At 66.1% G+C, this 21,474-nt stretch carries 18 protein-coding genes; 4 read left to right on the top strand and 14 right to left on the bottom strand.

Annotation, left to right across the window (positions count from 1 at the left end):
- Positions 1-3 precede the first annotated feature (3 nt).
- Positions 4-1,167 carry a pseudouridine synthase gene (locus ABIC78_RS10980; RefSeq protein WP_354489640.1) on the bottom strand — a complete coding sequence of 388 codons (1,164 nt, stop codon included), beginning with the start codon at positions 1,165-1,167 and terminating at the stop codon, positions 4-6.
- Positions 1,168-1,342: 175 nt separating this feature from the next.
- Here ABIC78_RS10980 and ABIC78_RS10975 point away from each other — a divergent pair, with 175 nt between their 5' ends.
- Entirely contained in the window at positions 1,343-3,064 is a 1,722-nt protein-coding gene (locus ABIC78_RS10975) for an AmpG family muropeptide MFS transporter (RefSeq protein ID WP_354489638.1), read from the top strand.
- Positions 3,065-3,128: 64 nt separating this feature from the next.
- Here the strand turns inward: ABIC78_RS10975 and ABIC78_RS10970 are convergent, their stop codons facing one another.
- The 4 genes from ABIC78_RS10970 to trpB form a co-directional block, all read right to left on the bottom strand.
- Positions 3,129-4,451, bottom strand: a complete 1,323-nt coding sequence (locus ABIC78_RS10970) for a bifunctional folylpolyglutamate synthase/dihydrofolate synthase (RefSeq protein WP_062781759.1) — start codon at positions 4,449-4,451, stop codon at positions 3,129-3,131.
- A gap of 57 nt (positions 4,452-4,508) precedes the next feature.
- Entirely contained in the window at positions 4,509-5,357 is an 849-nt protein-coding gene (accD, locus tag ABIC78_RS10965; protein ID WP_062781762.1) for an acetyl-CoA carboxylase, carboxyltransferase subunit beta, read from the bottom strand.
- Positions 5,354-6,154: a tryptophan synthase subunit alpha gene (gene trpA / locus ABIC78_RS10960; protein WP_168351398.1), complete on the bottom strand. Its 801-nt coding sequence runs from the start codon at positions 6,152-6,154 to the stop codon at positions 5,354-5,356. The genes accD and trpA overlap by 4 nt, the downstream gene beginning before the upstream one ends.
- Before the next feature lie 273 nt (positions 6,155-6,427).
- Positions 6,428-7,663 (bottom strand): tryptophan synthase subunit beta, encoded by a 1,236-nt coding sequence (trpB, locus tag ABIC78_RS10955; protein WP_062781984.1) that lies wholly within the window; start codon positions 7,661-7,663, stop codon positions 6,428-6,430.
- 446 nt (positions 7,664-8,109) lie between these two features.
- Between trpB and ABIC78_RS10950 the strand changes: the two genes are divergently transcribed.
- Entirely contained in the window at positions 8,110-8,571 is a 462-nt protein-coding gene (locus ABIC78_RS10950; RefSeq protein WP_022675999.1) for an outer membrane beta-barrel protein, read from the top strand.
- Positions 8,572-8,674: 103 nt separating this feature from the next.
- Here the strand turns inward: ABIC78_RS10950 and ABIC78_RS10945 are convergent, their stop codons facing one another.
- From ABIC78_RS10945 to ABIC78_RS10915, 7 genes are all read right to left on the bottom strand, one after another.
- Positions 8,675-9,319, bottom strand: coding sequence for a phosphoribosylanthranilate isomerase (locus ABIC78_RS10945; protein ID WP_054131947.1), 645 nt, complete (start codon positions 9,317-9,319; stop codon positions 8,675-8,677).
- Positions 9,320-9,342: 23 nt separating this feature from the next.
- Positions 9,343-10,104, bottom strand: a complete 762-nt coding sequence (locus ABIC78_RS10940) for an SIMPL domain-containing protein (protein ID WP_022675997.1) — start codon at positions 10,102-10,104, stop codon at positions 9,343-9,345.
- A gap of 80 nt (positions 10,105-10,184) precedes the next feature.
- On the bottom strand, positions 10,185-10,709 hold the full coding sequence (locus tag ABIC78_RS10935; RefSeq protein ID WP_354489634.1) for a GNAT family N-acetyltransferase: 525 nt from the start codon (positions 10,707-10,709) through the stop codon (positions 10,185-10,187).
- Positions 10,710-10,716: 7 nt separating this feature from the next.
- Positions 10,717-11,400: an orotidine-5'-phosphate decarboxylase gene (pyrF, locus tag ABIC78_RS10930; RefSeq protein ID WP_354489632.1), complete on the bottom strand. Its 684-nt coding sequence runs from the start codon at positions 11,398-11,400 to the stop codon at positions 10,717-10,719.
- Positions 11,397-11,714: a LapA family protein gene (locus ABIC78_RS10925; RefSeq protein ID WP_054131950.1), complete on the bottom strand. Its 318-nt coding sequence runs from the start codon at positions 11,712-11,714 to the stop codon at positions 11,397-11,399. Before ABIC78_RS10925 ends, pyrF begins: the two co-directional genes overlap by 4 nt.
- Positions 11,715-11,801: 87 nt before the next feature.
- Positions 11,802-13,115 carry an adenylosuccinate lyase gene (purB, locus tag ABIC78_RS10920; protein WP_022675993.1) on the bottom strand — a complete coding sequence of 438 codons (1,314 nt, stop codon included), beginning with the start codon at positions 13,113-13,115 and terminating at the stop codon, positions 11,802-11,804.
- Between the two features lie 209 nt (positions 13,116-13,324).
- Positions 13,325-14,011, bottom strand: coding sequence for a DUF2490 domain-containing protein (locus ABIC78_RS10915; RefSeq protein WP_054131952.1), 687 nt, complete (start codon positions 14,009-14,011; stop codon positions 13,325-13,327).
- Between the two features lie 225 nt (positions 14,012-14,236).
- On the opposite strand from ABIC78_RS10915, the gene ABIC78_RS10910 reads away from it, so the two are divergent.
- Both ABIC78_RS10910 and ABIC78_RS10905 read left to right on the top strand, forming a co-directional pair.
- A complete protein-coding gene (locus ABIC78_RS10910) occupies positions 14,237-16,645 on the top strand; it encodes a TonB-dependent receptor (protein ID WP_354489629.1) in 2,409 nt (802 codons plus the stop codon).
- Positions 16,646-17,502: 857 nt separating this feature from the next.
- Entirely contained in the window at positions 17,503-19,575 is a 2,073-nt protein-coding gene (locus tag ABIC78_RS10905) for a S46 family peptidase (protein ID WP_354489627.1), read from the top strand.
- Here ABIC78_RS10905 and ABIC78_RS10900 read toward each other — a convergent pair.
- Positions 19,533-20,852: a class I SAM-dependent methyltransferase gene (locus ABIC78_RS10900; protein ID WP_354489807.1), complete on the bottom strand. Its 1,320-nt coding sequence runs from the start codon at positions 20,850-20,852 to the stop codon at positions 19,533-19,535. The two genes, ABIC78_RS10905 and ABIC78_RS10900, sit on opposite strands and share 43 nt — an antisense overlap.
- Before the next feature lie 121 nt (positions 20,853-20,973).
- Complete coding sequence (locus tag ABIC78_RS10895; protein WP_022675988.1) at positions 20,974-21,330, bottom strand: glycine zipper 2TM domain-containing protein; 357 nt, start codon at positions 21,328-21,330, stop codon at positions 20,974-20,976.
- Positions 21,331-21,474 lie beyond the last annotated feature (144 nt).

Here is a 21,474-nt window from a genome sequence, read left to right as displayed (position 1 = left end):
CGTTCAATTTTCCGATTTGGGCTGGGCGAAGTTGGTCGGGGCAGGGCTGGTCTTGAGCGTCTTGCGGAAGCGCTCGACCAGAACCTGCGGCACTTCCTCGGCTCCGCCGCGCGGCAGATCGGCCAGCTCGAACGGGCCATAGGCGATGCGCAGCAGGCGCGAGACCTGAAGGCCCAGATGCTCGAGCACGCGGCGCACTTCGCGGTTCTTGCCTTCGGTCAGGGTCATTTCGATCCACTGGTTGCGGCCGGTGCGCCGCTCCATGTTGGCATCGATCTGGCCATAGCGCACGCCTTCGATCTCGATGCCCTCGATCAGCTCTTCCAGGCGGTCTTGCGAGATGTCGCCAAAGGTGCGGGCGCGGTAGGTGCGCGGGATGCCGGTCGCAGGCAGTTCCAGCGCGCGTTTCAATTCGCCATCGTTGGTCAGCAGCAGCAGGCCTTCGGTGTTGAGGTCGAGCCTGCCCACCGGCATCACGCGCGGGGTTTCGGGGGGCAGCGCGTTGCGCAGCGCGTTGTAGATCGTGGGCCGCCCGGACGGATCGCGCTCGGCGGTGATCAGGCCCGCCGGCTTGTGAAAGCGGAACACGCGGGTGGGGGCGGCGGCGGCGATCAGCCGGCCATCGACACTCACGCCCTTGAGGTTCTTGAGGATCGTGGCGGGCGTGGTGACCAGTTCATCGTTCAGGCGCACGCGCCCCTCGGTGATCAGGCGCTCCACTTCGCGGCGCGAGGCAACGCCGGCGCGCGCGAGCAGCTTGGCAATGCGTTCGCCCTCGCGGCCGTCTTCGCGCGGCTGGGCAGGGGTGGGCGCGGGGCGCGCCGCCGGTTTGCCAGCGGGGGTGCGATTGGCGATCTTGAACGGACGGTCCCCCTTGGGCCGCTCGCCGACGCGGGGCTGGGTGAGCGAGCGGGCCTGCGCCATGCCGCTGGGGCGATCGTCGCGGCGCGCGGCGGGCTTGGGGGAGGCCGGCTTGGGGCTCAGCTTGCCTTCGATCTTGGTGCCCGGCCGGGCGGCTGGCTTGCCGGCCGGCTTGGCGCCGTCACGGGGCGCGGCGCGGTCTGCGCGCGGCGCGGGCTTGCCATCGGGACGGCGTGTACTTGCGGCCTTGTTGGAAGCGGCGGGCCGTCCCGGGCGGCCGCTCCTGCCTTTTGGGGGAAGTGTCATCGCCGGCCCATAGACCATCGGCGGCTTTGCGTCAAAGCGGGGCGGCCTTGACGCTCGGGCATGGGGCTTCGACTAGCTCAGCCCGAACGGGCGAGCAGGGAATTCCGTTCGCCCTGAGCTTGTCGAAGGGCATTCCCCGCGCCTAGGGTGTCATGCTGTTACCAAGGAGACCATGATGGCATCGGCCCCGGCGCCAGCCCCGCAACCCAAACCAAAGGGCTGGCAGCTGTTCAAGCTGGCACTGCAAACGCGCAAGTCTGCCACGATGCTGGGTTTCGGGTTCTCTTCCGGCCTGCCCTTTGCGCTGCTGATCGGCACACTCAACGCCTGGCTGGGGGAGGTGAAGATCGACCTGGCCACGATTGGCGTGCTGTCGTGGATCGGGCTGACCTATTCGTTCAAGTTCCTATGGTCGCCGCTGGTGGACCGGTTGGCATTGCCGGGGCTTGAGCGCCTGGGCCGGCGCAAGAGCTGGATCGCGTTGTGCCAAGGCGTGCTGGTCGCCAGTTTCATGGGCCTCGCCGCTACCGATCCGGCTCATGCCATCGGCACGTTCGCGCTGTTCGCCTTCCTGGGCGCACTGGCCTCTGCCACGCAGGACGTGGCGATCGATGCCTGGCGTATCGATGTGGCCGACGAGCAAACCAGCGTGGAACTGCTTACGTCGATCGGGCAGTTTTCCTACCGCATCGCCTCGATCGTGGGTGGCGCGCTCGCGCTGGTCATGGCCGGGCGGATGAGCTGGCCGCTGGTCTATCTGCTGATGGCCGGGCTGATCGCGCTGATCATCGTGGTAACGCTGCGCGCGCCGGATACGCCGCGCGTAGGGCAGGGTGCGCTGCATGCCGCGCTCAGCCAGCCTGGCGAGTTGGTGCCTAAGGCACGAGGACTGGCTCTGCTGGTCGTGGGGTTAAGCTGGACCTGGGCGATCGTCACGATCGTGGTCTTCATGGTCCAGATGCTTCGCCCCCTGGCGCCGGGTGCAAAGCATCCGTCGGTGGCTGCTTTCACGCGCGAGACTGGCCCCTGGATCGTGCTCGCCACCGTCGGTGTACCCTTGCTGGTATCGGCAGTGGTCAATGCGCTCAAGGTGCGCGGGCAGGCGGTTCTGGTGGCGCCTGATGATGCACATGGCCCGGGGCGCACTGCGCTCAACCATCTTTATGTGGCGCTTGTTTCTCCGTTGTCGGAACTGGTCGGGCGGCTGCGCTGGGGCGTGCTGATCGTGATCGGCATGATCCTGACCTATCCGTTGTGCTATAATATGTGGGCCAGCTTCGCCTTTCCGTTCTATCTGGATTTCCTGCATTATTCCAAGGACGAGGTGGCTTTTGCCTCCAAGCTGTTCGGCATTTTCATGAGCATGGCGGGGGTTGGCCTGGGTGGCTTCCTGTTCGTGCGGGTGGGGCGCATGCCCACGATCCTGCTCGGTGTGGCGCTGCCCATCCTGGGCAACTTCGTCTATGCTGATCTTGCCGAAGGCGGGGCGATGATCGATCGCGTGGCCCATGGAGTGGGCCTGCAGGCCCTGCTGAGCGCCTTCGGGTTCGACGATCGCATGGTGCGCCTGCTGCTGACGATCGGCTTTGAAAACATATCGACCGGCATCGCCGGGGCAGCGTTCGTGGCCTATATTTCCACGATCGTCAGCCGCAGCTACACCGCCGTGCAATATGCGCTGCTCTCCTCGCTCACGTTCCTGATCGGCTCGCTGGGGCGTGGCATCGCCGGGGAGGCGTTCGACCTGTACGGCTATGCCACGGTATTCCGCTATGCTGCGGCCGCCGGTGGACTGGCGGTGGTGTTCGTGCTGCTGGAATGGGTGCGCGTGTCGCGTTTGGCCGCACACCACCCCCCGACCCCCTCCTCTGAAGAGGAGGGGGAGGTAAAGCGCTAAAAATGAAGCCCCCTCCTCTTCAGAGGAGGGGGTTGGGGGTGGTGCGATCCCTAACCCGAACGGCTCAATCCGGCACTTCGCCATTCCGCCGCAGCACATCGCCGGCGAGATAGAGCGAGCCCACGATCAGCACGTCGCCACCCGGTGGCAGCGCGGCCAGCGCCTGCGCCACGTCGGCGAAGCTGCGCACGGGCAAGGCGCTGTGCGCGGCGAAATCCTCGGGCCGGTGGGCATCGTGGCCCGGTGCGGGCACGACCGAGATCGACAGGGCATGGCCGCCCAGCGGGGCCAGGATGGCGCCGGGGTCCTTGTTGGCCAGCATGCCGATGATCACGTGCACGGGCGGCTGCGCGGCCAGGTGGCGGGCGATCGCCAGCCCGGCGTCGGGATTGTGCCCGCCATCGAGCCACACTGTGCGTCCCGGCACTTGCGCGGTCAGCGGGCCATGGCCCAGCCGCTGCAGACGGGCGGGCCAACGCGCGGCACGGATGCCCGCAGCCATGGCCGCTTCATCAATCGTCACCACGGTCTGGTGGCGCAGCATCGCCACGGCGAGTGCAGCGTTTTCCGCCTGGTGCAGCCCGGCAAGGGCGGGCAGCGGCAGGGTGAGCGTGCCCATGGCATCGCGATAGGCGATGTCTTGGCCGATCGTGGCGTCCCACGCGGTGCCGCGCGCCAGCACGGGGGCGCCGTGCGCTGTGGCCGTTTCCGCCACCATCTGCGCGGCGCGGGCGGGATAGCGCAGCGTGACCAGCGGCACGCCCGCCTTGGCGATGCTGGCCTTTTCAAACGCGATGCGCACCAGCGGATCGTGCACGGCGGCGTCGGGGATGGTGGTATCGGGTGACAGCAGGAACGCCTCGTGATCCAAGCCCAGCGTGGCCAGGCCGGTAACGGCGGCCGTGGGCAGGATGTTGGTGGCGTCAAGCCGGCCGCCCAGCCCGGTCTCGATCACGCAAGCGTCCGCCGGCACGCTGGCAAAGGCCAGGAACAGCGCGGCGGTGGTCACTTCGAAAAAGCTCGGCGTGAGATCGGGCTGCGCCGCATCGAGCGCCTGCTTGAGCAGGGCGGCCAGCGTGGCATCGTCGATCAACTGCCCGGCAAGGCGGATGCGCTCGTTATAGCGCACCAGGTGCGGCTTGGTGGCGGTGTGGACGCGCAAGCCCTGTGCTTCGAGCATGTAGCGCAGATAGGTGCAGGTAGAGCCCTTGCCGTTGGTGCCCGCAACGTGGAACACCGGGGGCAGGCGGTCCTGCGGGTTGCCCAGCCGGGCGCAGAGTTCGCGCACGGTGTCGAGGCCCAGCCGTCCCTGCGGCAGCGACAGTGCCCCCAGCCGATCGAGCTGGGCCTGCACGGCCGGATCCTCGGAAATCGCGAAGTCCTTCACGAAAACCCCTCCCCCCATCTGGCCCCCGCGCGCAGGCGGGGGCAGGGCGCATTCGCGTCAGGCGGCCTTGGCGGCCATCAGGTAATCGATGGTTTCGGCCAGCGTGGCGCGCAGGTTGTGGCGGTGCACCACCATGTCGATCATGCCATGGGCGTGCAGGTATTCGGCCCGCTGGAAACCCTCGGGCAGCTTTTCGCGGATGGTGTCCTGGATCACGCGCTGGCCGGCAAAACCGATGAGCGCGCCCGGCTCGGCAATCTGGACATCGCCAAGCATGGCATAGCTGGCGGTGACGCCGCCGGTGGTGGGATCGGTCAAGACCACGATATAGGGCAGGCCGGCGGCGTGCAGGCGGCTGATCGCCACGGTCGAGCGCGGCATCTGCATCAGGCTGAGGATGCCTTCCTGCATGCGCGCGCCACCGGCTGCGGTGACGGCGATATAGGGGCACTTTTCACGGATCGCGCGTTCGGTGCCGGCGATGAAGGCATTGCCCACGGCCATGCCCATCGATCCGCCCATGAAAGCGAATTCCTGCACGCCGACGACGGCCTTCTTGCCTTCGATGCGGCCCACCGCGTTGGTCAGCGCATCGGGGTGCGGGTTGGCAGCACGAGCGGCCTTGATGCGATCGCCATATTTCTTGGTGTCGCGGAACTTGAGCGGGTCTTCCTTGACCTTGGGCGCAGGCAGCAGGGTAAAGCCCGGGTCCATCAACTGCGCCAGGCGCGCATCGGCGCCGATGCGGCCATGATGATCGCAGCGCGGGCAGACCGACTGGTTGTCCTCATATTCCTTGGTGAACAGCATTTCGCTGCACCCGGGGCACTTGATCCACAGGTTGTCGGGCGTGTCGCGCTTGGGGGTGAAGGGCAGCGCGTTGCGAACGCGGTTGATCCAGCTCATGCGATATCCTTTCGCGCCGCATGCACGGCCGCGCTCAGCGACGCGACAAGATCGCGTACCGGGCCGGCGGCATCAGCGCCGTGTTGGGCCACGAGATCCACCAGAGCCGAGCCGACGACGACGCCATCGGCCACGGCGGCAATCCCACCGGCCTGTTCGGGCGTGCGCACGCCAAAGCCCACGGCAACGGGGATCGTGGCGGTCTGCTTGATCCGCGCCACTGCCTCTTGGATCGAGGCGAGCGCGGCCGATTGCTTGCCGGTGATGCCGGCAACCGAAACATAATAGAGGAACCCGCCCGACCCTTCGAGCACGGCGGGCAGGCGCGCGGCATCGGTGGTGGGGGTGGCGAGGCGGATGGGCGAAATGCCGTGTGCGCGCAGCGCCGGGCCCAGTTCGGGGTCTTCCTCGCTGGGAATATCGACGCAGATCACGCCGTCGATGCCGGCATCGGCGCAGGCATCGGCAAACCATTCCGCGCCGCGGGTGATCATCGGATTGGCATAACCCATCAGCACCAGCGGCACATCGGGATGGCGCGCGCGGAAGCCCTTGGCGATGGCCAGGATATGCGCGGTCTTGGTGCCGGCGGCGAGCGCGCGCAGGTTGGCGTTCTGGATTGCCGGGCCATCGGCCATGGGATCGGTGAACGGCATGCCCAGCTCGATCACGTCGGCGCCACCGGCCACCAGTGCGTCAAGGATCGCGGGCGTCGCCTCGGGCGTGGGATCACCGCCGGTGACGAAGCACACGAGGGCAGCATGGCCCTTGGCAAAGGCATTGGAAAGGCGGGTCATCAGCCGACAACTCCACCGCATGTCACGCTCGCGATCGCCAGCGGCAAGGACATCATTTCCAACACACCTTCCATGATCTTCAAGGTTCCGGGCTGCGCACTACGTGATTTGCGCCGAGATGCAAAGAGCCCTGCCTTTTGCCTTCATCGTCACCCCGGACGTGATCCGGGGTCCAGCGTGCGGCCTCTCCCTTGGCTCCAGGCATTCAGCTGGACCCCGGATCAAGTCCGGGGTGACGCGTGGGGAGTGGAGAGGCCTGCTTGCCGATTGATTTTACAGCTTCACCCCCAGGTGCTCGGCCACCGAGAAGATGTCCTTGTCGCCCCGGCCACACAGGTTGGCGAGGATGATCTGGTCCTTGTCCATGGTCGGCGCCAGCTTGGTCACGGCGGCAATCGCATGGGCCGGCTCGAGCGCAGGGATGATCCCTTCGGTGCGGCAGAGCAGCTGGAAGCCTTCGAGTGCCTCGGTATCGGTGACCGAGGTATAGTCGACGCGGCCGACATCCCTGAGCCAGGCATGCTCTGGCCCGATGCCGGGGTAATCCAGGCCGGCGCTGATCGAGTGGCCTTCGGTGATCTGGCCGTCCTCGTCCTGCAACAGGTAGGTCTTGTTGCCGTGGAGAACGCCAGGGCGGCCACCGGCGAGCGAGGCGGCGTGTTCCTTGTCAAGGCCATGGCCAGCCGCCTCGACACCCAGCATCTTGACGTCGGGATCATCGAGGAACGGGTGGAACAGGCCGATGGCGTTGGACCCGCCACCGATCGCGGCCACGAGCACGTCGGGCAGGCGCCCGGTGCGGGCGAGCATCTGGGCGCGGGCTTCCTTGCCGATCACGCTTTGGAAATCGCGCACCAGCTCGGGATAGGGATGCGGGCCGGCGGCGGTGCCGATGATGTAGAACGTGTCATGCACGTTCGCCACCCAGTCGCGCAGCGCCTCGTTCATCGCGTCCTTGAGCGTGCCGGCGCCAGCCGTGACCGGCACCACTTCGGCGCCGAGCAGCTTCATGCGGAATACGTTGGGCGCCTGGCGGGCGACGTCGGTGGCGCCCATATAGACCACGCAGGGCAGGCCAAAGCGCGCGCAGACGGTGGCCGTGGCCACGCCATGCTGGCCCGCGCCGGTTTCGGCGATGATCCGGGTCTTGCCCATGCGCATCGCCAGCAGGATCTGGCCGATGCAGTTGTTGATCTTGTGCGCGCCAGTATGGTTGAGCTCGTCGCGCTTGAACCAGACCTGCGCGCCCTTGCCTGCCGGCGCATTCTTGGCCAGCTCCTCGGTCAGCCGCGGCGCGAAATAGAGCGGGCTGGGCCGGCCGACATAGTGTTCGAGCAGGTCGTCGAATTCGGCCTGGAACGCGGCATCGGCCTTGGCCTTGCGGTATTCCGTTTCGAGATCGAGGATCAGCGGCATCAGCGTTTCGGCGACATAGCGACCGCCGAACTGGCCGAAGTGGCCACGATCGTCGGGCTGGTTGCGGAAGCTGTTCGGGTTCTGGGCAGTCATGGTCAAGCCGCTTGGCAGAGGGCGGGGCGGTTGTCCAGATTCATGGCCAAAGGGGCGGCGGGCCAGTGGCGGCCGCCCGGCGCCGGGCATGGCCAAGGCATTTTTCCGTAGTTTGCATTTTTGCAATCGCATTTCAGCAATTTGCACGATTGCGCGTTCATCCTGGCGTAATGTCTGGGCGCTAGATGGCGTCTTGCAACGTCGTGAAGGCGGTCCCGTAATGGGGCCGCCTTTTTGCGTTTTACATTACTGCAACGATACTTTCTGTCTATTTGTTCAGATAGGGATAAACCTTTCTAAATTGACAGAAACTGTGGCAAAAATGCCATGCGTACTATGTTAGAGTCAGAAATCTTACAGTTATGACTTGTTGACGATTGGCGTGCGGCCTACTTGCCCGATCGACCGCCGCACCAAACGGCGGCTTGAATGCAAGGAGGTTTATTATGCGTCTCGTTCTTCTCGCGCTCGCCGGTACCCTGGCTGCAGCCGCCCCGGCCATGGCCAACGAGGTCCGCGTCGAAGCGCACAGCGGTGTGCTCTGGAATCACGATGCCACCGATGCCACGGCTGGCGTTGCGGCAGGCTATGACTACGATCTTGGCCCGGCAGCCTTCGGCGGCGTCGAAGTCTCGGCTGACAAGATTCTTAACAGCTATGCCAAGCGCGTGTCGGTTGGCGTGAGCGGCCGCCTGGGTGCGAACCTGGCCGGCACCAAGCTTTATGCCGTGGGCGGCTATGCCACCACGCCCTGCACCGATTGCGGCGGCGCGTGGAACTTTGGCGCCGGCGTGCAGAAGTCGTTCATGCAGAAGTTCTACGGCAAGGTGGAATACCGCCACTACATCGCCGACGAAGGCCTGGGCAACCGCGATGCGGTGACCGCTGGCGTTGGCCTGAAGTTCTGATCGGACCCTGTTTCGACAGGACAATTTCCGACCCAGGAAAAGCAGCGGGCGGCGCGAAAGCGTCGCCCGTTGTCGTTTGCGGGGCTGCGGCCCACTTTGGCGTTCAGGCCGATCGGGCCGCGCGGCAGAACGCCTGGATGCGGCTTTCGTCCTTGACGCCAGGCGCGCTTTCCACGCCGGATGATACGTCGACGAGTTCGGCGCCGGTCTGGCGCACGGCATCGGCAACATTGTCGGGGCCCAGGCCGCCGGCCAGGCCCCATGGCGTGGGACCGCGGTAGGCGTTGAGCAGCGCCCAATCGAACACCAGGCCCAGGCCGCCGGGAATGGCCGCGCCCTTGGGTGCCTTGGCATCGAACAGCAAGAGATCAGCCGCCCCGGCATAGCGGGCAGCGGCTGCGACATCGGCAGGCGCGGCCACCGACAGCGCCTTCCACACCGGCAGGCCAAACTGGGCTTTCAACTGCGCGGCGCGGTCGGGGGGTTCGTGGCCGTGGAGTTGCAGCACATCGAGGTGGGCCGCGGCAATCGCCTCGCCAATGGTGGCGTCATCGGCATCCACGAACAGGCCGACCAGGCGGCTGCGCCCGGCATTGCGCGCGCCAAGCAGCGCGGCGTCGCGGATGGTGACGTGGCGTGGGGAAGGGGGAAAGAACACGAGGCCGGCATAATCGGCGCGCGCGGCAAGCGTGGCGTCGAGCGCGGCACTCGTGTTGATTCCGCAGATCTTGATGGCTGGGGCTGGCATGGCCAGCCCATGTGGCGTCTTGCTTACTGCGGTGCAAGCTCGAACGTGATGGTGACGTTGGCGTTGACGTCCAGTTCGCCGGCCGCAACCGGGCTGGGCGCGGCCATCATCATCTTGTCGGCGCGGGCATAGAGCATCGGCGGCTGCGGCGACCAACCACCGGTTTCGCTGATGGTCAACATGCGCACCACCTTGAGGCCGGCGGCGCGGGCATAGAGATCAGCGCGGGCGCGGGCCTTGGCCACGGCATCGATGCGCGCCTCGTCCATTGCCGCCTCGGGCTTGTCGATCTGGAAGCTGGGGCCGTTGACTTCGTTGGCGCCGGCCTTGACCAGCGTATCGATCACCTGGCCATAGCGCGCAAGGTCACGCTGCTTGACCTGCACCTGGTTGGTGGCGCGATAGCCCACGATCACCGGATCACCCTGCGTGCTGCCATCGGCCAGGCGCTTCTGCTCGCCATAGACCGGGCTGACCGACAGGTTGCTGGTCTGCATGTCGCGGGCAGCCACTCCGCTCGACTTGAGGGCCGCCATCGTGGCGTTCATCGCGCGGGCGTTGGCGGCCAGCGCCTCGCTCGCCGTCTGGCCCTGGGTGGTAACGCCGGCGGTGAAGACTGCCAGATCGGGCACGCGGGTGCTGCGGCCTTCGGCCTGCACGGTCAGCACCGTGGCGCCGGGGCTGACGACCGGGGCGGTCTGCACGGCCTGCTGGGCCATGGCTGGGGTGACCAGCGCGGCCAGGGGCAGGGCGGAAAGACTGGCGGCGAGGATAAGGCGCTTCATCGGGACGGTCTCCGTATGTGACGGCTGGGGAATGGCCGAAGCGAGCTTGCAGCGCGCTGAACCGTTGCCAGGGTAACCGTTCAGGAAACCATCCGTTCCAGTACGACCATGGCGAAGTCGACCGGCGTGGCGCCAGGGAAAGGCCGGGTTTCGCCGGTGCGAACATAGCCGCGCCGCTCGTACCAGGCGATCAGTTCGGGGCGGCGATCGATCACCGTCATTTCGATTGCGCGGGCGCCCAGCTCGCTTTGGGCCATCGCATCGCATTGCGCCAGCAGCGCGCGGCCCAGGCCACCGGCCTGCACATCGGGATCGACGCACAACATGCCGAGGTAGGCGTTGCCCTGCGGCAGCGCCGTCAGGGTAACGGTGCCGATCAGCGCGCCATCGGCAGCCTGCGCGACGATGACGCAGCGATCCGGCGCGGCGATGGCGGCGGCGAGTTCTGCGTCAGACGTGCGTTCGTCATCCAGCAGGTCAGCCTCGTGCGTCCAGCCCTGGCGTGCTGTGTCGCCGCGATAGGCGCGTTCGACCAGGCGGCGCAGCGCCGGCAGATCCGCCGGCGTGGCCAGCCTGAACGTGAGCGCGGATGCAACGCCGGGCATGATGTGATCAGAGCGTGGCTTCGATGGCGCGGGCGGCGGCCAGGGGGTCTTCGGCGCGGCTGATCGGGCGGCCGATGACCAGGCACGAAGCGCCGGCATCGCGCGCGGCGCGCGGGGTCACCGCACGCTTCTGGTCACCGAGCGCTGAACCCCGGCCTTCGGCAGGGCGCAGGCCCGGCACCACGAAATAGCCGTTCTTCCAGCGGCGGTGCACGTCGCCCACCTCGTGCCCGGAACAGACGATGCCATCAAGGCCGGCTTCCTGCGCCAGGTCTGCCAGGCGCAGGACCTGGTCGTGCGACGAACCGCTGACCCCGCCGCGCGCCAGATCGGCATCGTCCAGGCTGGTCAGCACGGTTACCGCCACCACCTTGCAGCCTTCACCGGCGGCCGCCTTGGCGTCTTCCATCATCGCGCGCCCGCCCGAGGCGTGAATGGTGACGATCGCCGGCTGCAGCACGTGGATCGACTGCATCGCCGCTGCCACCGTGTTGGGAATGTCGTGCAGCTTGAGATCGAGGAAGATCGGCATGCCGATCTTGGCCATTTCATGCACGCCGTGGTGGCCATGCGCGCAGAAGAATTCCAGCCCCAGCTTCAACCCACCGACGTGGCCTTTCACCTTTTGCCCCAGCGCCACGGCGGCATCGAGACGGGGAAGATCGACGGCAAGAAAGATCGGGTTGCTCACGGGTGGATATCCGTCTGGGCCGCATCGCTGGCGGCTTCGGTGGCAGGAAAGGCGCCGGCCTGGCTCACCAGGCTCGACTCCAGGGTGGCGATGCGGCGCTTGAGGCGCCAGCGACGCAGCCGGCCTGCCGCCCACGGCGGCACGAAACCGGCCAGGAAAAAGACCAGGGCGACAAAGCCCACCGGCCAATCGAAGTGCAGATAGCCCGCGCCATATGGCCAGAAATTCACGCGGGCGGTGTCCGCGTTCATGGCGATGAACGCGGCAAAGGCCGCAATCAGGGCCAGCCACAAGACGATGCGGATCTGCTTCATGTGCGGCGCTTCACCCTTCAACCTGCCGTGCCAAACACACGGGTGGCGGACATTAGGCAGATTGCAGACGAAGCGCCAGCACTTGCATTATTCGCCAAACACCCGGGCGAAGATGGTATCCACAGCCTTGAAATGGTAATCGAGGTTGAACTTTTCCTCGATCGTCTGCGGGCTCAGTGCCTTGGTCACGTCGGCATCGGCCTTGAGCAGTTCGAGCAGCGAGAGCTGGCCATCGGATTCCCACACCTTCATCGCGTTGCGCTGGACCAGGCGATAGGCTTCGTCGCGGGTCACGCCGGCCTGCGTCAGCGCCAGCAGCACGCGCTGCGAGTGGACCAGGCCGCCCATGCGATCGAGGTTCTTCTGCATGCGCTCGGGATAGACCACCAGCTTGTCGACCACCGAGGTGAGGCGCGCCAGCGCGAAGTCGAGCGTGATCGTGGCGTCGGGGCCGATGAAGCGCTCCACCGAGGAGTGCGAGATATCGCGTTCATGCCACAGCGCCACGTTTTCCAGCGCAGGGGTGACGGCCGAGCGCACCACGCGGGCCAGGCCGGTGAGGTTTTCGGTCAGGATCGGGTTGCGCTTGTGCGGCATGGCCGACGAACCCTTTTGCCCGGGCGAGAAGTATTCTTCCGCTTCGAGCACTTCGGTACGCTGCAGGTGGCGCACTTCGGTGGCCAGGCGCTCGATCGAGCTGGCGATCACGCCCAGCGTGGCAAAGAACATGGCATGGCGATCGCGCGGGATCACCTGGGTGGAAACCGGCTCCACGCTCAGGCCAAGCTGCTCGGCCACGTATTCTTCCACCGCCGGATCGATATTGGCAAACGTGCCGACCGCGCCCGAAATGGCGCAGGTGGCGATTTCGGCGCGGGCATTGACCAGGCGCGCGCGGCAGCGCGAAAACTCGGCATAGGCTTCGGCCAGCTTCTTGCCGAACGTGGTCGGTTCGGCATGGATGCCGTGGCTGCGGCCGATGGTAGGCGTGTACTTGTGTTCCAGCGCACGGCGCTTGATCGCGGCGAGCAGCGCGTCGATATCTTCGAGCAGGATATCGGCGGCGCGGGCCAGTTGCACGGCCAGCGTGGTGTCGAGCACGTCAGAGCTGGTCATGCCCTGGTGCATGAAGCGCGCTTCGGGGCCAACCTGCTGCGCCACCCAATCGAGGAAGGCGATTACGTCATGCTTGGTCACCGCTTCGATCGCGTCGATCGCGGCCACGTCGATGGCGGGGTTGGTCGCCCACCAGTCCCACAGCGCCTTGGCGCCGCTTGCGGGGACCACGCCCAGGTCGCCCAGCTTCTGCGTGGCGTGGGCCTCGATCTCGAACCAGATGCGATAGCGCGCTTCGGGTTCCCAGATCGCGGTCATCGCGGGGCGGGCATAACGGGGGACCATGGTTCGACTCCGGGTTTGCGGTTTGCTCGGCTGTGCCCCGCCCGCTAGGGGCGCACGGCCGCTAAGGCAAGCCCTGCGCGGATTGGCCCCGCGCGGATCGGCCCGCCCCACGGCGCCGTTCCCCCCGGTTCGGCACAGCAGGGCGGGCCTGCCCCGCACGCGCCGCCAGGCGGGGCGCGGGGTGTGGGAGGCAGCGGCCTTTCAGACGTTTAGAGCGCGATGTTGAGCGCCACCGAGGCGACATGGTCGCTGGTATCGAGCTTGCCGGGGCGCACGCCGTGCTGGTTGAGATAGCCGGCCTCGATCGTCAGCTTCTTGGCGATCGGCGCATTGATGCCGATGAAATTGCGCATGCGCTCCTCGCCGTTCACGGTCTGGAACACGGTCTTGTTGAGATCGATGAAGCTTTCGTGGCTGGCCACGATCATCACCTTGCTGCCCTGCGCCACGGGCAGGCTGGCCTTCAGGAACGGGCGCAGGCGCCAGGCGGTGCCGGGCATGTTGTCGCGCCAGCGCTGTTCCAGCCGCATACGGCCGTTGAAGCGCACGGGGCCGAGATGGGCAAAGTTGTCAAAGCTCACCTGCTGGCGAAAGCGCCGCTCCATCACCGCGAAATCGCCGTGCAGGTAGTTGGGATCATGGGTGTAGCCCAGCCAGACGGTGAACGTCTTGTCGAGGTTGTAGCCCACCATGAAGTTGTTTTCGAGTTCGTAGAAACCGCGCGCATTGCCGGTGCGCAGGATGGTTTCGTTGGACAGGCGCCAGTTCTTTCCAGCCTTGGCTGTGACCAGCAGCGTTCCCCATCCCTGGGTATCGGTATCGGCCCGCGCAGCGACCGGGGCAAACAGGACTGCTGCCAGGGCAACGGCACTGCAGAGAGAGGGCAGGATACGCATGGGAAAGGGTGTCCGTTCAGGGCTGTTGGCTGCCCCTATGACGTTTTGATGACACATTCGTGACAAAGGATTGACGTGAAATAGACGGATTTGATGGTGATTGTGCTGCCATTTCCGCAGCTTCGATCCGCTCTTGCGTCATGCTATGTTTCAGTGAATATAGCTTGAAGTGACATTTTATGACGGTCTGCCGGGCAGGCCGTCGGTGCAGGGGCAAGACATTCCATGCAAAACGTGATCGATCGCCGGTGGCGGCGGGCTGTGCCGTGCGCCTTGGCGCTGGCAACCGGCCTCGGCATTGCGAACCCAGCCTGGGCTGATTCGCCCGACGCCGCCAGCGTTCCGGTCGCGACCACGGATGCCCTGCGCACGGCCGGCGATATCGTGGTGACGGCGCGCCAACGCCCTGAACCGGCCCAATCGGTGCCGGCCGCGCTCAGCGTGGTCGATGGCGCGTGGCTCGATCGGTCGCTGGCGGTGAACACCCAGGCGCTCACCACGCTGGTGCCGGCGCTCACCTATTCCTCGGCGAACCCGCGCAACACGGCCTTTACCATCCGCGGCCTGGGATCGAGCGTGGTGGCGGTCAGCCAGGCCAATGACGGGCTCGAGCCGGGCGTGGGGTTCTATGTCGACGGCGTCTATCATGCACGGCCGGCCACGGCGGCGTTCGACTTTGCCGATGTGGAGCGGGTGGAGGTCTTGCGCGGGCCGCAAGGCACGCTGTTTGGCAAGAACACCACGGCCGGCGCCATTGCCATCACCTCGCGCCTGCCCTCGTTCACCCCGGCGGCGAGCGAAGAGGTGAGCGTGGGCGAACGCCGCCTGGTGCAGGCCAAAGCCATGGCCACAGGGCCGCTGATCGATGACGTGCTGGCCTATCGCCTTTCGGGCCTGCTGACGCGGCGCGACGGCGTGATCCACAATGTGCGCACCGGCGCTGATCAGAACAGCGTCGATAACCAGGCGCTGCGCGGCCAGTTGCTGTTCACCCCGTCTGCCAATGTGCAGCTGCGCGTGGTGGCCGATTATGCCCGCTTTGGCGGGGATTGCTGCACCCAGGTCTATCTGCGCGTCGGCACCAGCCTGCGCAGTCCGGCACGCCAATATGCCGCGCTGGCGGCAGCCGCGCACTATGCGCCGCCCAGCACCAACCCCTATGACCGGCTGACCGACATCGACGCCGGGCTGGGCGTGAACACCAACGAGGGCGGCATTGCCGCCACGCTCGATTGGCATCTGGGCGGGGCCACGCTGACGGCGATCAGCGCCTGGCGCTTCTGGAACTGGGACGCAGCCAATGACCGCGACTATACCGGCCTGCCGATCCAGACCACGCAGCATATCCCCTCGCGCCAGGACCAGGTGAGCCAGGAACTGCGCCTTGCCTCTGACGGGCAGCGCGCGCTGTCCTATGTCGCCGGGCTCTATTACTTCCGCCAGGTCATCACCGGCCACCCGATCTCGATCTATGGCCCCTATGGTGCGCCATGGCTGCTCGGCAAGACCACCAGCAATGGCACCGCTATCCCGGCCAACCTGCTCGATGGCTATGGCCAGGGCGGCGATACGCGCTTTGCCGTCAACAGCTATGCCGCCTTTGCCGAGGCGAACTGGACGATCGTGCCGCGCCTGACGCTGACCGGCGGCCTGCGCCAGACCTGGGAAGACAAGCAGGGCAGCTACAACACCAGCGTGTTCGGTGGCCCGCAGGTGACCAACGCCGCGCTGATCGCCGCGCAACTGTCGGTGCTGCGGCCGCAGGCCTATGGCGCCAGCACCCGCGATTCCAGCCTGTCGGGCCGCGCCAACCTGGCTTGGCAGGTGAGCGATACGGTGATGGCCTATGGCGGCTATGCCCAGGGGTTCAAATCGGGTGGGATCAACATGTCGGGCCTGCCGCTCGACAGCGCCAACCAGCCAGTCCTGGCCACGGCCGTGATCCGGCCCGAACGCAACATCACCTGGGAAGGCGGGATCAAGAGCCAGTGGTGGGATCGGCACCTGCTGCTCAACCTGGCCGCCTATCGCACCACGGTGCGCGATTTCCAGGCAACGGTGGTCGATTCCAGCCAGACCGTGGCCCTGCGTGGCTATCTTGCCAACATCCCGCGCGTGCGGGTGCAGGGGGTTGAGGCCGATGCCGCACTGCACTGGGGCGGCCTCGTGCTGACGGCGGGCCTGGCCTATGCCGATGGGCGCTATACCGATTATCCCAAGGGGCCGTGCCCGCTGGAGGCGCAGACCGCGGCGACCACCGCGTGCAACCTGACCGGCAAGGCGCTGACCGGGCTGTCGCGCTGGAGCGAGACGCTGGGCGTGGACTATCGCCTGCCGATGGCCCGGGGCGAATGGGTGCTGCACAGCGATACCGCGTGGCGCAGCAGCTATAACGGCGATCCCTCGCTCTCGCGCTATACTTGGATCGATGGCTATGCGCTGACCAACGCCAGCCTGGCCTGGCGCAGCCGCCGCGATGGCGGGCCGGGCGTGGAACTGGGCGTGTTTGCGCGCAACCTGTTCAAGGCCAACTATATCCAGAACCTGACGATCCAGGCCGGCAATTCCGGCCTGATCCTGGGCACGCCAAGCGATCCGCGCACCTTGGGCGTGACGTTCCGCGCCTGGCAGTGAGGCGGTGCGCGGGCTCCGTGGCGATCGGCTGATCGCCTGATCGGCAGCGGTTGGCGTAGCGCCCCGGGTCAGGTCCGGCGCGACGAGGCGAGATGAGACGACGGGCGCAAAGCAAGTCTTGATGCCAAGTGAGCACGTCTGTTGGCGTGCGGCGGCATCGATGGCGCTTGGCAAGCCGCTGACGATGCTAGGCGCATCCCGCGCGCTGGTGCTGCTGGCTTGCCCCGGTGAGTCCAAGGTGCCAGGTCCAACCCGCTCAGCCTGCGCCGCTAAGGCCGCGCCACTAAGCCCGTCCCACTGGGCGCTGGTTACTGGGCCAATCCGGCTGGTCCGTCATCCCCGCAAGGCAGGGGGCACAAGGCATGGTTCAATGGCTGCCGATGGAGCAGGCAGAAACGGCCGCGCCATGCCGGGTGGCCGGGCGCGTGGGTGGGCGGGTCGGGCAGCGACACCGCCCGACGGATAGCAGATGCCACGACTTCCCCAGCCGTTGGCAACCCTCCGGAGCTATGGCCAATCCGCCTGCATCCGGCCTTGTTCCATCAATGCCAATGTCGCTTCCCTTATACCCCCTGCTAAGTGAAGACCTGTAGCGTTGGGCCTCAATCGGGCGGCAAAGTCATCCCGCGATAGTTTGGGTTTCGAGCGACATTGCCGTTTGTTGCGGCATGGTTTGCAAAGAACCGTAAAAATGTTCAGCGCGGTTCAGTGCTTACCGTGCTGCGGCATTCTGTCGGTTTCGGACCGATTGGCCTCGGCCCAAAATTTCCGTTCTTTGCCTTCGTTTCGATTTGCGGCGCGCCCCCGTCCATGGCACCCCTGCGCGCATTGCAATGCCCTGCACGAGGATGTCTATCATGCTGTCTTCACCCGCGCTTTCGCGTCTGCGCCAGGCCATGATGGCCGGCGCCATGCTGGCCACGCCCTTTGCCCTTGCCGCTCCGGCGCAGGCCGACGAGGGCATGTGGACGTTCGATGCCTTTCCCGCCGCGAAGATGAAGCAGGACTATGGCTGGGCGCCCGACCAGGCCTGGCTCGATCGCGTGCGCGCCTCGGCCGTGCGGCTGACCGGCGGCTGTTCGGCCAGCTTCGTATCGGCCGAGGGCCTGATCCTGACCAACCATCACTGCGTGGTGGAATGCGCGCAGAACCTGTCGAGCGAAAAGGAAGACCTGGTGGCCAACGGCTTTGTTGCCGCGCGGCGCGAGGACGAGCGCAAGTGCCCGGGCCAGCAGGCCGAAGTGGTGACGGCCATCACCGATGTGACCGGGGCAGTGAAGGGCGCGATCGGCAGCCTCGCCGGGGAAGCGCTGGTCAAGGCGCGCGACGCCAAGATCGCCGAGATCGAAAAGGCCGGCTGCAAGGACCTGGCCACCACGCGCTGCCAGGTCGTCACCCTGTTCGGCGGCGGGCAGTACAAGCTCTATACCTATCGCAAGTATTCCGATGTGCGGCTGGTCTGGGCGCCGGAATTCCAGGCGGCGTTCTTTGGTGGCGATCCCGACAACTTCAACTATCCGCGCTATGCCCTCGATGCCGCGTTCCTGCGCGCCTATGAAAACGGCAAGCCGGTGAAGGTGGCCGCGCACCTCAAGTGGAGCCCGCGCGCGCCGCAGCCGGGCGAGGCAACGTTCGTGGTCGGCAATCCCGGTTCCACCCAGCGCCTGTTCACGATGTCGCAGATCGCGTTCCAGCGCGAAGTCTCCCTGCCGATCACCAACACCGTTCTGTCGGAACTGCGCGGCCGCCTGATCACCGCAATGGAGCAAAGCCCGCAGCGCAAGCGCGAGGGCGGCGACAGCCTGTTCGGGTTTGAAAACGCGCTCAAGGTCTACATCGGCCGGCAAAAGGCGCTGAACGACCCCGCGTTCGTCAAGATGCTGGCCGACAACGAAGCCACGCTCAAGGCCAAGGTGGCCGGCAATGCCGCCATCGGCGATCCGTGGAGCCAGGTGAGTGAGGCGGTTGCCGCCTATCGCAACATCTATCCCGCCTATCGCTTTACCCAGCCGATGGGCGATCTCTATGGCTACGCCGAAACGCTGGTGAAGGCCGCGATTGAAAAGGCCAAGCCCAATGGCGAGCGCCTGCCCGGCTATACCGACAGCGCGCTGCCGCTGCTGGAAAAGCAGGTGCTCGATGCCAAGCCGATCTATCCCTGGCTCGAACAGCTGGAGATGGAATGGAGCTTGTCCAAGGCGCGCGAATACCTGGGCGCCGATGATCCCGATACGCGCCTGCTGCTGGGCAAGGAAAGCCCGGAAGACCTTTCGGCGCGGCTGGTGACCGGCACCAAGCTGGGCGATCCGGCGGTGCGCAAGGCGCTGTGGGAAGGGGGCGCTGCGGCGATTGCGGCCAGCACCGATCCGATGATCGTCTATGCCCTCAGCCTTGAGCCGCGCCAGCGTGAACTGCAAAAGGCCGTGGATTCGCAGTACCAGGGCCCGCTGGCTGCTGCCGGGGCCAAGCTCGCCGATGCGCGCTTTGCCGCCTATGGCGCCACGCTCTATCCCGATGCCACGTTCACCTTGCGCATCAGCTATGGCAAGGTGGCCGGGTGGAAGGAACGCGGCGCCGATGTGGCACCGGTGACCACCATGGGCGGCGCATTCGACCGGGCCACCGGGGCGCAGCCGTTCCTGCTGGCCAAGCAGTTTACCGACCATGCCGCGCAGATCGACAAGGCCACGCCGTTCGATTTCGTGACCACCAACGACATCATCGGTGGCAATTCGGGCTCACCCGTGGTGGACAAAAACGGCGCGGTGATCGGCGCCGCCTTTGACGGGAACATCCACTCGCTGGGTGGCAACTATGGCTACCAGGGCGATGTCAACCGCACCGTGGTGGTCAGCACCGCTGCCGTGCAGCAGGCGCTGGAAAAGATTTATCCGGCGCCGGCGCTGGTGCGCGAATTGGCATCGAACTGAAAGACCTTGGTCCCGTCGGCGTCGTTCGCGACGTCGGCGGCAGCCAGGCGGCGCGCGCGCAGACTGGCCTCTTCAGTGCCGATGTAATCGCGGGTAAGCGGCAGGGAATCGCGGTGACGCACCAGCTGGAACTGGAAATTGACCATGTCAGCATGCTCGAACGCGGTCGCCGCGCCTGAGAGATAGAACAGCCACATGCGATAGAAGCGCGCGTCGAACAGCGCCTCGATCTTGTCCTTGTTGGCCACGCAGCGTTCGTACCAGGCGCGCAGCGTGGGCGCATAATGGCGACGCAGCACTTCCACATCGGTGACCATCAGGCGGTTGGGCTCGATCGCGGCAACGGTTTCGCTCATCGCCGGGATATAGCCGCCGGGGAAGATGTACTTGCGCGTGAAGTCATCGGTGACCGAGGGCGGGCCGACGCGGCCGATCGTGTGCATCAGCATCACGCCGTCTTCGGCCAGGATATCGTGGCACTTCTGGAAATAGGCGCCGAAATTGGGCACGCCGACATGCTCGAACATGCCCACCGAAACGATGCGGTCATAGCTGTCGGCCACGTCGCGATAGTCGGTCAGGCTGAAAGTGACCTGCCCGTCCACGCCTTCGCGCGCGGCCCAGTCCTTGGCATAGGCGAGCTGCTCCTTGGACAGGGTAATGCCGTGCACGCTCGCGCCGGTCAGCTTGTGCAGCTGGATGGCAAGACCGCCCCAGCCGCAGCCGATATCGAGCACGCGGTGTCCCGGGCGCAGCGCCAGCTTGGCGGCGATATGCTCAACCTTGGCGTGTTGCGCTTCTTCCAGCGTGGTGACGCCATCGGCCCAATAGGCGCAGGAATACTGGCGCAGCGGGTCGAGAAACAGATCGTAGAGCCGATCATCAAGATCGTAGTGGTGCGCCACGTTGCGGCGCGAGGCGGCGCGGGCGTTGACCCGGTCGACCCGGCCAACGATGTTGAGCCACAGCTTGCGCAGCGGGCCGGGGTTGTCGATATCGCCGGCACGCTCCCACGGGTTGTTGGCCCGCACGAAGCTGATGAAATCCATGATGTCGCCGCCTTCGATGCGAACGCGGTCATCCATATAGGCTTCGCCCAGGCCCAGGCTGGGATTGCGCGCCAGGAAACCCGGCACCTTCTTGTCCATCAGCCGCAGGGTAAGATCGGGCCAGCCTTGTTCCTTGGTGCCGAACACGCGGCTGCGGCCATCAGCTTCAATTACCGTCAAAGTACCGTGGCGGATCAGGCGCTTGAGCACCGGACCCAGGATAAGCATGGACATCGTTCAAAAAGCTCCGACGGTCCCGTCCCGTGTCCGGCCACTATGCACAAGCGCGGCCCGCCTGCAAGCGGACCGCGCCTTTTATTGATTATACTGATTTTTCAGGAAATGCAGATCAGCGGCAGCGCGCGCCGCCACGATCGATTTCGCGGCCGAGCAGGCCACCACCCACGGCGCCGAGCAGGGTGCCCATGGTGCGGTCACCACGCGTGTCGATCGCGCGGCCCACCAGGGCGCCGCCGGCCGCACCGATGATCAGGCCAGTCGTGCCATTGCTGCGCTTGCAATAGTAACGGCCATCGCGGCCGCGCCAGATGCGTTCGTTGGCGCCGATCGGACGCGGTTCGCGATAGCGGCCGCGATCGTCGTAACGGCCCCAGCCATGGCCACGGCCGTGACCCGGATCGGCCATGGCGGGCGCTGCGGGGAGAACGATGGCCGCCATCACGGCGGCAAGGATGGTCTTCTTCATAGCTACTGTTCCCTGCTTATTGGGTCCCGAGAATATCGTGACGGTGAACACGGTTTTGAGCGATCCGATCCACAACCCCCGATGAACGTCTCGTTGTGTTGCGCGTTCCGCGATGAACCGCGCCTGGTGTGCGACCGGCCGACG

The sequence above is a fragment of the Novosphingobium sp. 1529 genome (assembly GCF_040544855.1).
Classification (GTDB): Bacteria; Pseudomonadota; Alphaproteobacteria; order Sphingomonadales; family Sphingomonadaceae; genus Novosphingobium; species Novosphingobium capsulatum.
The sequence above is the reverse complement of the archived record's forward strand: the minus strand, read 5'-3'. Positions and strand labels throughout refer to the sequence as shown.